The 12,156-nt window shown below is 47.6% G+C and carries 7 protein-coding genes; 2 read left to right on the plus strand and 5 right to left on the minus strand.

The features are described from left to right. Positions 1-38: 38 nt before the first annotated feature. From ABD014_RS00885 to ABD014_RS00895, 3 genes are all read right to left on the minus strand, one after another. Positions 39-2,411, minus strand: coding sequence for a transcription initiation factor TFIID (locus ABD014_RS00885; RefSeq protein WP_343856282.1), 2,373 nt, complete (start codon positions 2,409-2,411; stop codon positions 39-41). Next, entirely contained in the window at positions 2,411-5,800 is a 3,390-nt protein-coding gene (locus tag ABD014_RS00890) for a tubulin-like doman-containing protein (RefSeq protein ID WP_343856286.1), read from the minus strand. The genes ABD014_RS00885 and ABD014_RS00890 overlap by 1 nt, the downstream gene beginning before the upstream one ends. Before the next feature lie 110 nt (positions 5,801-5,910). Further along, positions 5,911-7,734, minus strand: a complete 1,824-nt coding sequence (locus tag ABD014_RS00895) for a vWA domain-containing protein (RefSeq protein ID WP_343856290.1) — start codon at positions 7,732-7,734, stop codon at positions 5,911-5,913. Between the two features lie 378 nt (positions 7,735-8,112). Here ABD014_RS00895 and ABD014_RS00900 point away from each other — a divergent pair, with 378 nt between their 5' ends. Next, entirely contained in the window at positions 8,113-9,060 is a 948-nt protein-coding gene (locus ABD014_RS00900; RefSeq protein WP_343856295.1) for a hypothetical protein, read from the plus strand. Beyond that, complete coding sequence (locus tag ABD014_RS00905; protein WP_343856299.1) at positions 9,057-10,886, plus strand: hypothetical protein; 1,830 nt, start codon at positions 9,057-9,059, stop codon at positions 10,884-10,886. Before ABD014_RS00900 ends, ABD014_RS00905 begins: the two co-directional genes overlap by 4 nt. A gap of 112 nt (positions 10,887-10,998) precedes the next feature. Here ABD014_RS00905 and ssuE read toward each other — a convergent pair whose 3' ends face one another. Both ssuE and ABD014_RS00915 read right to left on the minus strand, forming a co-directional pair. Continuing rightward, positions 10,999-11,547, minus strand: a complete 549-nt coding sequence (gene ssuE, locus ABD014_RS00910; RefSeq protein WP_343856304.1) for an NADPH-dependent FMN reductase — start codon at positions 11,545-11,547, stop codon at positions 10,999-11,001. Between the two features lie 238 nt (positions 11,548-11,785). Further along, positions 11,786-12,156 (minus strand): ADP-dependent NAD(P)H-hydrate dehydratase (locus ABD014_RS00915; RefSeq protein ID WP_343856309.1); only part of this gene is annotated, 371 nt, incomplete at its 5' end.

The raw sequence follows: 12,156 nt of genomic DNA on the forward strand, positions 1-12,156 counted from the left end.
GTAGTGCATTACGGACTAAAAAATGCGTATTCAAAAAGTCAACCGAGCTCTGGCAGCATTGACTTCTCAATCCCATGAAACTCATAACCGTTCTTTAGATAAGTTTCATAATAGACTTTCCCATTCACGTAATACATCAGATCTTCCGGATGGAAACCACCCATGAGGTTCAGCTTCTCTACGCCGCTGCTGCGTCTCTCATGAACACAACCAAGCTTATAGATTCTTGACGATTCATCCGCTCGGAAAATATGCTGCACAAACTCGCTCGTGTAATCGCCGAACACATACTTCTCCTCATAACGATGCTCTTGGGTGTAATCGTACAGCCGAAGCTGTATCGCGGCATTGTCCTCGAGAATGCGGTAGAGCTTCTTGAACAGCTCTTCCTTGGTAAGTACGGTTTTGTTGCCATATTCGACAGTCACATTGGCCCGCTGTAGCAGTTCTTCCTCGAACGTGCGGGAGAACATCGGTGATGTTAAAATGGTCTTGCGGCAAACTTCGATAAGCTTATCCGTCAACCCCTCTATTCCTTTCTCCAGCAGACACCTCGAATCTCCCATTGTACTCTCTGTGAAAAACGCATGCTGTCCCCGTTTACTCTCCCACTGCTCCATAATGTCAGCGGTAATGCGCTCATAGTACTCCATGATGTTCTGTCCAATATAATCATCTGCAGTCTCAATACTGCTCAGCGCTGTATCACGCAGCAATTGCTCCAGCGTCTCAAGCTGACCGATCACTGCGAGATACCGACCATTCAATTGCTGAATGGCTTCTTCAAACTTCATAATCAGCTTCAGTCTCGTCTCCAGCAGCAATATCTCTCTTCTCCGGGTATAGACCTGGTCGAATAAGTAGCGGATTAAGCTTCGTAGATTATGCCGATCCATCAGCGGAACACGCGGGAACGACTGCTCTTCCACGCGCCCCTGACGGAACTGATCCAGCTCGGCCCTCGCCGAAGCCAGCCGCATTTCGGCTTCCCTGCGAGCGTTGCGAAGCTGCGCCATGATTCCAGTGGAGCTATTAAGTCCCTCTTCCTCTGTCCAGGCGGCCAAGCTGTATATCTCGACCTCAGGATACTCGGTAAGCGACCGCTTGATCGCCATATCGATCCATTCTCCAGCCTTGAACTCCTTCAGGAGACGAGCTGCTTCATCCTGGAAATTGCCACGGAAGAAGCTCTCTCCACCGCCGCCAAACAAAGCCTCTTCCGCTTCCTTCAGCGAGAGCTTGCGAACCGAATTATAGCTAATGTCATTCGTCATCAAGCCATGCATTTCACCTAGACGTTCCTCTGTAGGGATCATCTCACTGGCAGCCCGGTCCAGACTCATTCCATCCACTCCGAAAAAGGCCAGCTTTTCTGTAGTAGATAGATCTGGTTCCTGCTTCATCCGTGCTAATAAACCTTTGTAGAAATGATGCAGTACAGCAAGCGCGATCGACTGATTCGGACGTTTTACTTTAGACAATCCAGCGGATACAAAGCCCTGCCGTCCGGATTCAGTCATAATGTTATTTTTGAATGAAGTATTGTTATATACCGCATTGTTCGCATGGAACAACGGCTCCTTCTGCTGTCTGTTCTTGAGCAGACTAATGTGAGAAATCGCCTCATAGCAGGTTTGCAAGCCATCTAAAGAAGCGAATCCCCGCTCATCCCGGTCTGACATAATATAGACAAGGTCAAACAACGGAGAAGGCGGATGTGTAACCGGGATCGAAAGTCCATCCTCTGTTACATGAAGGGGGGCGCTGAATGTATAATCCGATTGCTGCATCAGACTCAGCTCACGCAGAAACGCAACGCCGAGCGAGCTGCTGTATCCAAAAGCTTCAGCCCCTTCCCGTTCGCTGATCAATGCATACAGATCCATCTGTACTGCCTTAAATGATTGACGGAATATCGCCTCCGACAGAAGTGCTATTTCCGGCACAAACACATTAAGCGGGTCATCGACCCGCGTAATGATAGATAGGCGAACTCGGTCGAAGGATGGATATAGCCTTCCATACTCCGCCAGAGCCCCGCTAGCTTTTCTCAGAATTCGGTTAAGCTCCGGCAATCCATGCTCTTCTTCATAGAACTGCCGATACATATCACGACGGGAGGTAGGTGAGCTCGAGCCCTCTTGTGCCGTAACTGGAATATGGTACTCCAACACCCGAGCAGTAACAGACTCCTCCACGGAGCCTGCATGGAGGTAGATCAGTCCCTCGCTATTCTCCCATCTCTTCTCATTCATTTGCATGATCGGCTCAATGGCCTCACGGCTCTTGTCACCGATAAACAGAAACACGGCGGGATAATGAATACTGCTCTGGTCATCGCCTCTACCGGTAAGACGTTCTTCTGCCCGGTCATATTCTGCGGCGAATTGCTCCAGCTTCTGTCTAACCATTATTTCAACCTTCTGCGGATATCGTTCAGCTTGGTTGTTATTTGCTTGTAGAACTGATACATATCCTCACCGTTGGCCAGTTCAACCTTCTCGTATTCCAGCGAGTCCCGCCCCTCACGGAATCGATCAGCGAGCTCATCCATCGTCTGCAGTAACGGCTCGATATTCTCCGAAGCCGTTAGCTCCGAGGCACGACGTGACGCCTTGCGCATCAATACACTATGACTCTTCTCATCCAAGCCTCTGAAATGAGTAAACACTTCGTATTCCACATAATTTTGGCTCTTCATCAGGTTAGCAAATGGCTCCCAGGCTTCTTCTTCCGGATCACGATCGTAAACATATAACGCGCCCTTCTTGGTAATCGTCATCGTATACATCGCCTCGATGAACTGATCAAGCCACTTCTCCTCATCCTGATGCTGCGCCAGTACCGCATCCAGCTTCGCAGCCATCGCCGCAATTTCTTCATACTTCGCGATTTCCTGCCGCACGCGGGTAATCAGTTTTGGCGAGCGAATCAAATTCTCTTTGGCCAGATCTTCATTAATGCTTCCGAATATATCTTTAACGTCTTCTTGTGGAAGTCCATCAGCAAGCAGCTGCTTCAGCTCGACAGCACAGCGTTTCACCTCGCCTAGATTTGGCTTTGGAGCTTCTAGACGCATATCATACGCTGCCAGCTTATCTTGCAAGGAGAATGGCTTCGTTAACCTTACAGAATAACGGCTGCTCGTATTTTGATCCGCATCCTTCTCCACAATTACCTTTAACTGAAGCGATTTGGAGAACTCCTCGCGAACACGAGCATTATAGCTCTTTACCCGTGAATTGGAATAAGTATCGCCCCAAGATCTCTCAGGGATTGGCGAAGGCAGGTAAGTCCAGTTATTCTTCTCTGTTTGTACGAGGTGACGACCGATTCCTTCCTTATCCAAAATCGTCCGTTCATAGCTCTCCTCATATACTTTGAGCGGCGTGTACACAAACAATGGCACCCCGTTACGCGTATTCAACCAGAATATACGGTTCTTCACTTCGCTCTCTTTGACCGTGAAATGGGACTTCCCGACCGCATTGTTCTGATAGTTGCGAATCCCCTTCAGGATGCTTGGCGCCTGCACTGGAACAGATACGAACCCCCAAGAGGGGAAATGTAAATTACCTGTGCTATTCGACAGATGGAATACCGGAACAGCCTCCTCGTCCAGCTTGCTGGCAATTTGACGCTCAACAAACTTCTCAATCGGCTCATCCTGGCCATATTTAATGACTAGGAAATCCTCCATCGATTTCGTAATAAGATCACCGAATTTATCAGAGAGGAAAGTAGAAATGGAGCTAACAATATCGATTTCCTGCTCCTTCACCCATTGATCGGAGTGATCCAGCAATTCCGTAGCGAAATCACGGATCAGGTCATCGACATCCTTCTGATCCATAATGCCGCTGACAACCTTCGAAATATCAGGCACACTAACAATGTTCCAGTAGTAGGTCTTGTTACCCTTATGATCCACCTGCTCTTCACCGCTCGTCAGAATGTCCCCGTTCTTGGAGAAAATTGAGCTAAGTGCATTCAATATTTCCGTGAATACGCTATAAATACGGTTGTTTTCCCGATTCAGCAAATCATACAGGTCCTCATAAAATTCGATCATTTGCTCTGTACGCTCAACGTCTGCGTGGAGCCAATATTCATTTATTTTTGCTTCAATATAAGCGTTCTTCTTCTTCTCCTTGGACACAAATGCACTCTTAGCATCGCCCAGCTTATCTTCTGCTTGATCCTGAGCGGCCTCGATATCGCGAGGAATACGTACTAAATTCTCCCGCAGTGCCTCGATATAGGAGAGCAGCATCTTCAACAAACAGAAGCCCTTCTCCGTATAGAGTAGCCGCGATACATAGAACGGCCCTTGCTCCGGATGCAAAAACAGACGACGAATCTGGTCGCTAAACTTCTCAAGGAATTCCCCTGGAAGCTGCTTCTTCGCTTTGATATATTCCTCTCTGGCCCGAGCGAGGAAGGTTTGCTCCAGCTCCGTATCCATATTCACGACTTGAGACTTCACAACATTGGCATAACTCAACCGCTCGCTGTTCTCATAACCTGGTAGCGGGTCGGGTACACGGGCTTCAAACGCTTTAACTATACTATCGAGGTCAACACCCATCTTACGGGCAAATTTCTCTACTTCCTCCTGCGTCGGCGATTGCTGGAACATTTTGCCCATCTTATCAAACAGACGATAGGCCAAGTAGGTCGTCATTTCCTCGATCGGCAGCACAGCCGAAGAGGCCCCAATAATGTTGTATTCATAATTAGCCGGGTAAGCCTTGTTCATTTGTGCGATATTCGTACGGATATTGCTTATATAATCGTGAATAGCAAACTCTTCGCCAGATTGCTTCTCTTCACTCGCCATGAAGTTCGTAATGTTCTCCGCAGTTACGTTCATGCAGTAATCATAAGCGTTCTCCAGCAGCTTGCCCTCTGTATTGGTTGCCGATATCAAATGACATAGATTAAAAGGAGGTAATGGCGAGTTAACTGTTAAAATATTTCCGTATTGCTGATTGAACCTCTCACCACGACTATCTACGTTCATCCAGTAATCAAGCTCTTTCAACGCGGCATAACCATTTTTCTTAATGTACTCACGCGTATGCTCGCTTAGACTCTTGTTGGACAGATTGATATCCGGGGTGAACAAATAACCGAGCGTATTCACGCGGTCGATCCCTGCCGAACCGTGATCACGTTCAATTATGCCGCGTACAATATAGGCGATATCCAGGAAGCAGCCGCTGCCCGTGCCGCCGGACAGGCCAGTAAGTAGAAATACCATCAGCTTCTTGTTTGTACCCACTGATAAGGTTTTGATTTTCTTATCGATGGCCTGCACGACTTGATTAATCTTCGTGAAGAGAAGCAGACGTCCCGCCTGACGCACACCTGCCGCACCGTTCATCCCATCGGTAATACTCAGTTCGGGTGACAGCCAGTCTGTAATGTACGGCTCTAAAATACTGCGGTTCTGTAGCAGACCGCCAATTTCCGGATTAGACAACAGTACAAATTCATTGATTGGATCAAGCCCGATTCCTTTATACCTTTTACTGCGATCCTGCTCATTGGTCTCAAAAGCAAGAAACTCCACATTGTCCGGCTTATCGCGCTTTTTCTTGGACAATGGATCCTCGGGCAGCTTGAATCTGCGGTTAATTTGATATTTCAGGCGAAGCAAGGCATCGATCCCCGTCCCGCCAAGACCGATAATGAGAATCGGATTATCAATTGTATCTACTCGAATTTTGTCGCTGACGATACCTCCGCCAAGCGATACATCTAATTGCTGAATATGTTCTCTAACGATCGGCTTCATTTAAATTTCCTCCATTCATTGGATACAACAGTCGGTTTTCAGCACCGAGAAGGTTGAATTCAAGATTCGATGCCGAGCTACTTCCTGATTTACTTCGTGATCAAAAGCGACTACACCAGGTACTCTATGAAAATCGTCTTATCGATATGCTGTAACGGTAAGGTCACTCGGTCACCGCTCTTGAGCTCAAGTCCTGTGGTGGCATCAACGGCCCGGCCTGATTTCTCGATCGGTGCGGCTGAGGTATTGCGAAGCATGATCCGATCTCCCTTAGCCGGAGTGAACACAATTTTCTCTGTTTCCTTCAGCTCGGGTGCCAGCTGCAGTAGTTGATGGAGACTGAACTTGCCTTTGAACGAGGTAAGCTTCTTATACTGCGGGAAGGATTTCTCGTTCGTGTTCTCATCGCGTATCTCGATGACAATCTGGCCTACGAATCCGCGATTCGCTTTCTTAACTGCCGCTGCAACAAAATAAGCTGCTGCTGCAACGACAGCTAAACCTATCGCTGATATAACAACGATGAGCCAAGGGAATGGCTTCTCTTCTTCCACTGTTGTCGGGTTATTAGGCTGAGCTGGTGCTGGTGTAACTGCCCCTGCTTTGCCTTTGGCACTCAGTGTTACAGGTGTCGATTCCCTGTAGAAGCTTTTTTCCTCTGCGCGAACCTTCAGTTCGTAATCATGGGCTTCGGAAAAACTAAATGTTCCTTCGAATTTGTCCCCCGTATTGTTAAGCTTGATTTCTTCGGTCTTGCCGCTGTCGATATCCTTAACAAGGAGAACAGCGCTCATATTCGTATACAACTCGTCATTTGGCAACTTCTGCCCATTGCTTGTAAGATACGCTCCGATTTTCACATCATCACCGGGCTTATAGCTCTTCACTGCAATGGGGTCCATCTCTAGCTCGAGATCGTAATTAAATACGAGATTAATATCGATTTTGTCCTTGTCAGCGCCTTTAACCCTTAGCTTCCAATCCCCCTCGGCTGGTGTTAGCAGCTTAATTAGAGAATAGCTTTTTGACTTGGACAAAATAACGTCATCCGAAGGGATAGCCACTTTATCACCGGATGGGTTAACCAGCTCTGCCGTGACAGGATTAGCTGACATAATCGAAATATTGGCTTCAAGCACGCTCGCATTCGGAACGTTCACCGTCACTTCCTGGAAGCTTCCGTTACCCGTCATGCTTTGAACAGGTACGATTTTGAGCTTCAGGTGGCTGGCAAATATTTCACTAAGTATTTGTGGAAGATCATTCGCCGAGCTGGTTGAGAACGACTTAGCTCCCGTCTGCTTGGCCAGATCCTCAAGCGGCGCCTTATTCAGCTTACCGTCTGCATTCAAACCGATCGTATAGATTGGAATGCCTGCTGCCTTAGCTTCAGCAACGGCCCCGTCAAGCTCCTTATCAGACTCGCTTTGCGTCCGTCCCGAGCTCTTATTGAAATCATTGTTACCGTCTGCTAACAGAACGATCATCGGCTCATGCCCCGGATCGGATCCGTTTTGCAGCACCTTGACTGCCTCTCGAACGCCTACCGCAATATCTGTGTAGGGCCCTCGATCCAGCCCATCGATGAAATCCTTTAAATCCTGCTTATCAGCTGGAGACTGAATCTTCAGCAGCGCCTTCTCTCGCTGTACTTTATCCGTATATGCGACTATCCCTACCTTATCGCCTTGAGCGGACAGCATGTCGATGAACATCTTCATCGCTTCATTTCCGACTTTATTCGTGTCGCTTGTCTTCATCGAGTTACTCACATCGACAACGAGTACAGCATCGATTAATGAACTCTGCTGAGCCTGGGCCCCCTTCGCGGCTGCCGGGGCTCCATGGATATGGGTTCCAACAGAGCCTATCAGTAACCAAAAGACCATCAGAACCGTCAATATACGTATAGATTGTCTATAACAATGCTGCATAAATATTGCTCCTTTAATTTGAAATAGAATAAAGAGGTTGTTCAAAAGCTGACCTATGAAAATAGAAGTAGTTCCAAATATATACTATACTATGATAATAGATAATACTTAAGAAAACGTTAAGATAAAACAAGACTGCACCGCCATTATCTACCAAAATGCGCATCTATTTTTTGGGCATTTCCAAAATAGACTCATCGCCCTCAACATTAATTACGAAAGGAAGCTATATATGGTTACATACGGATGTCTCATTCTACTGTTTCTATTTGTCATCATTAAATCCATCATATATTACTCTCGCAGAAAACAAATCATTCCTCCGACTGATCTCGACAAAAAACTGCTTAAATTAATCAACCATGAAGAGAGAGTGCTATGAACAAGAAAAAAAACGTTATCTTACACCCTCCATTAAAAACGAAGTATGCCTTCGAAAAGTTAAGATGTTGTAAATATTGCCAAAATTATACCGCACTGCATGAGGAGAGTTGCACCGTCTGCGGCAAATCCGGTCTACGCTCGGTTCTGGACAAGGCGCGTCATGCTGCCAAGCGGGCTCAGTATAATGACCTGCTGCTAGTGTCGTTTCTCACGCTCCTAGCCATTCTGTTCAGCCAAACCTTTCAGCTTATGGCCATTTCTCTCGCATCAGGAATTATCCTGTTCGGACTGCTCTATTTCGTGCAACGCACTGCTCTCGAAAGCCGCATCTCGATAGAAATGAGCAAGCTGATCGAGGTGGATCGTGACAAAATCACTGCAGGGCTGGTGCGGAATCTTGAGACCGCGGTCGCATATGGAGAAGAAGGCCGCTCCTACGAAATGATGCGGGACATTGCGACCCTCATTCACAACGATCATATCCGTAAGCTGCAGCTTATACTTTTACAGTCCTTTGTACTAAGGAAGGATATGGAGTTGGAACTGACGCCACTTCTGCTAAAAGACTTCGACTCTGATCTTGCCGAGTATATTGGTGAGCTCACTAAAATCAAGAGAGAACTCATTAAAGATAAAACATTCCAATATGTTATAAAGTATGAACAGCAATTTCTGGCTTTGGAGCGAGGGGAAGAAATACTGGCGGGAGTCGCCGGGGCCGCTGTTAGGTTGAAACGCTACGTTCTAGCTTATTCGGACTTCATATCCAGGTATGCCCACAAGCTTCCCAAGGATCGGTTTCTCAGATTATACCGAATGCTCGCTGAGTCCCCTAACCTTGACTGGGGAAATCTCTCGGCCGAGACAGCCCGAATCTACGAGGAAAAGTATCAATGGGACGCTGAGTTTCAACAAATTAAGCCGAGGTCTACTATAATATGACATTAAAAAAATGGTTAACCCTGCATCATCTGCTCATTTTTTTATGTATCATGACGATTCCTCTGTTAGTCTACAAGGGGATTGGAATATCCCAAAAGCTTAACGCTTTGCAGACTGCCGAACGCTTATTCCATGAGAAGCTCTATGTAGAAGCCGTGGACTGGTATCAAAAGGCTCAAAGCAATCGGACGATTCGTTACAAAGAAGGGCTTATTTCCTCCCGTCTGGAGGAACTGGCTCCTATCACCGCCATGAAAAGCGACTTGGAGAACATTGCTAACCTAGCTTCTAGGGCAGATCGCGAACAGGATTTCGATCTCCTTATGGATGCCTATGCAAAACTTCAGCAGGTACGAAGTCATTATTTGGCTCCAGAGCAGCCTTACAATGACTATTACCGGCAGATGTCCAACAATTTCAACATTTCACAAGCCTTTACCGGCTATTTCAAAAATTTCAGAGCGTTGTTTCTGGAGCAATTGGAGCAAAATCTGACCAGTTCGAGCTATAATGATGAATCCTTTAAAAGGAATCTGTTGAGGATCCCTGCCCATCTATTCGGTACAGAGCAGGAATGGCTTAATGAGTTAAATGCTACCTTCCAAAAATATGACGAAACCAAGCTGACCCGGATGGTTGCCCAAGGTCTCATCGAGCCTATGCTCGATAATGCTTCCTCCATGCTTGCAGAATATAAAGCTATTATGCTTGATGCCCCCTGGATGATGTCCAAAGTGGATAGCTTAATGGAGGCGCTCTTAAAAAGCGACTGGGACAACAGCGACTACACGGCACTCGCCATGCATTCACGGCAGTATACATCATTCGCAAGCTCCGTCCATCCAGAATCCAGACTGCTCACCTATGTGAAGGATAAAATGGATGAGTTAATGCGTAACGCCAAGAAAAGTGTAGCCAGCGGCAATTACCAAGAAGCGATCGATTTGTACACGGCCATTGGCCATTATCAGGATACGAAGTCGGAAATCAGCGCCACAGAGCTGGCCTGGACCATTGCTGAACCCGTAAGACTTCTTCCTGCTCTAGCAGATGGAAGGAGCTATAATCATGTTGTAGATGGACGGGATAAATTCGGCTCTAAGGCATATGTGGTGGCAACTGGCCAGAACAATCAGCTGTATTTTGGCCGTATGAATGCGGAGGAAAGTGTTCAGGTTTTAACAAGTCATGACCTGGCTTCGCAGGATCAGATTCGTACTTTATCTATTGATCCGATTCTTAGCACAGGCCATAATCCCGTTATTATCATCGAGACAGCATCAGAAGCAAGAAAAGCACGTTATGATGCCTTTGAGGTACTTGAGGACAGAATAGCCCATCTATACTCGATCGAGGCTGATAGCCTGACCATACAGCCAGACAAAACGATTTATGCAGTTAATCCGGTTGGCGAGGGTGAAGGACAAACCGCGATTTTCGTTCGCGCAGATGATCATTACCAGTTCTCAGGCATTAAGCAGGAAATCCTTGATATTTCCGCCGACAAGATTACCCAGTATCCTGATACTCTTGTCCGCTTCACCAGTACCGTGATTTACTCTGTTTCAGGAGAGACGCTTGTTACAGGCGGCAGTAGCCTAATACTTCTAAGAGGCGATTTCTCTCTCCCCGCCGGAGCAAATGTAACGATAACGGGACGCTTCGAACAGAACGCTGCACTCAATATTGATCAGCAATTCATTGAACTGATCGAGGAAGCGCTGAAAGACCAAGCTGAAGGATCGATGAATGAACTGATCTCAAGGCTCGCTGGTATCATTCAAATCATCATTCCTGTTGTCGAGGTTGATACGATCCAACAATAGCGAAAGTCATGGTCAGAGGATGTCACCCTGACCATAGCCCCTTCAACAATAAAGCTCTGAGTCATCCTTTTTTAGGGACGACTCAGAGCTTATTTTGTTTAACAGTGCGTGTTCAAGCTTGGTACTTAATCCGCCGTCTTGTCTCCGCTGCCAGCTCCTTGATGTTCTCTTCCAGCCTTGCAATAAGTTCGTCGCTAATCGTAAATCCGCCTTGCTCTGTACGAGATACATTCGCATCCGCGGCGTATACGCCAGCAAGAATATGACGCGCTCCAAGCACCGACAAGACCGGTTTGAGGGAGTAATCGATCGAGAGCAGATGGGCAATCGTTCCGCCCATGAATAAAGGTAAAATTACTTTGCCGGTCAAGCCTCTCTCCGGAATCAAATCCAGGAACGTCTTAAGCACTCCTGTATAGGAAGCCTTGTAAACCGGACTAGCCACAATAATCGCGTCCGCCTCAGCCACAAGCCCGTTCGCCTTCACAATATGCTCACTCTCGAATTTGGTATGAATCAGATCATCTGGCGGAAGCTCGCCGACATTCACATGCTTCACTTCGAAGCCTTCCTTCACCAGCAACTCCTCTGCTAATGCAATGATCGCTGTCAGACGGGAACCTGGTGTAGGAGTTCCGTTGATTATGGTTACCTTAGCCATGCTGGATCCTCTCCTTATTATCTATAAATGGACAAGCTTATTTAGAGGGGTTCAAAAAATCCATCGACGTTTTGAACACGTACTTTTAGTCAATTCCGACTAAACCGCTATAATTCACTTCGATGCTATCAATAAAAAAAAGGAAAGTCAATTTCAGGCAGGCCAAAAATGGAAACCTACATCAAATCCTCATTTATGAACGTAGGCTTCACATTCAAACCGTTAACTGATCGGCATCTTACAGTGCTTCGATGATATCCCCGGCGAGCAGCGAAGCCGGGTTGCCGCTCCGTGCGGCCGCGGCCTGTTCACCGGCCAGGCCGTGCAGGTAGGCGCCGAACGCCGCTGCCTGCACGGCGTCCAGCCCTTGGGCTAGCATGGCGGTAATGATTCCGGTGAGTACATCACCGGAGCCCCCGGTCGCCATGCCGGGATGGCCGGTCACGTTCACGTAGACCCGGCCGTCCGGGGCCGCGATGACCGAGCGCGCCCCCTTGAGCACGAGCGTTACGCCGTGCTCGGTGGCGAAGCGGCGCGCGAGGCCGATGCGGTCCCGCTGGACCTCGGCCGTCGCTAGACCGGCCAGCCGGGCCATCTCGCCGGGATGCG

It is taken from the genome of Paenibacillus motobuensis (assembly GCF_039521865.1).
GTDB lineage: Bacteria > Bacillota > Bacilli > Paenibacillales > Paenibacillaceae > Fontibacillus > Fontibacillus motobuensis.

Bases quoted from the DNA above. Each gene is read 5' to 3' on its own strand.
- ABD014_RS00885 (WP_343856282.1), bottom strand. From the start codon at position 2,411: ATGGTTAGACAGAAGCTGGAGCAATTCGCCGCAGAATATGACCGGGCA.
- ABD014_RS00895 (WP_343856290.1), bottom strand. From the start codon at position 7,734: ATGCAGCATTGTTATAGACAATCTATACGTATATTGACGGTTCTGATG.
- ABD014_RS00905 (WP_343856299.1), top strand. From the start codon at position 9,057: ATGACATTAAAAAAATGGTTAACCCTGCATCATCTGCTCATTTTTTTA.
- ABD014_RS00900 (WP_343856295.1), top strand. From the start codon at position 8,113: ATGAACAAGAAAAAAAACGTTATCTTACACCCTCCATTAAAAACGAAG.
- ABD014_RS00890 (WP_343856286.1), bottom strand. From the start codon at position 5,800: ATGAAGCCGATCGTTAGAGAACATATTCAGCAATTAGATGTATCGCTT.
- ssuE (WP_343856304.1), bottom strand. From the start codon at position 11,547: ATGGCTAAGGTAACCATAATCAACGGAACTCCTACACCAGGTTCCCGT.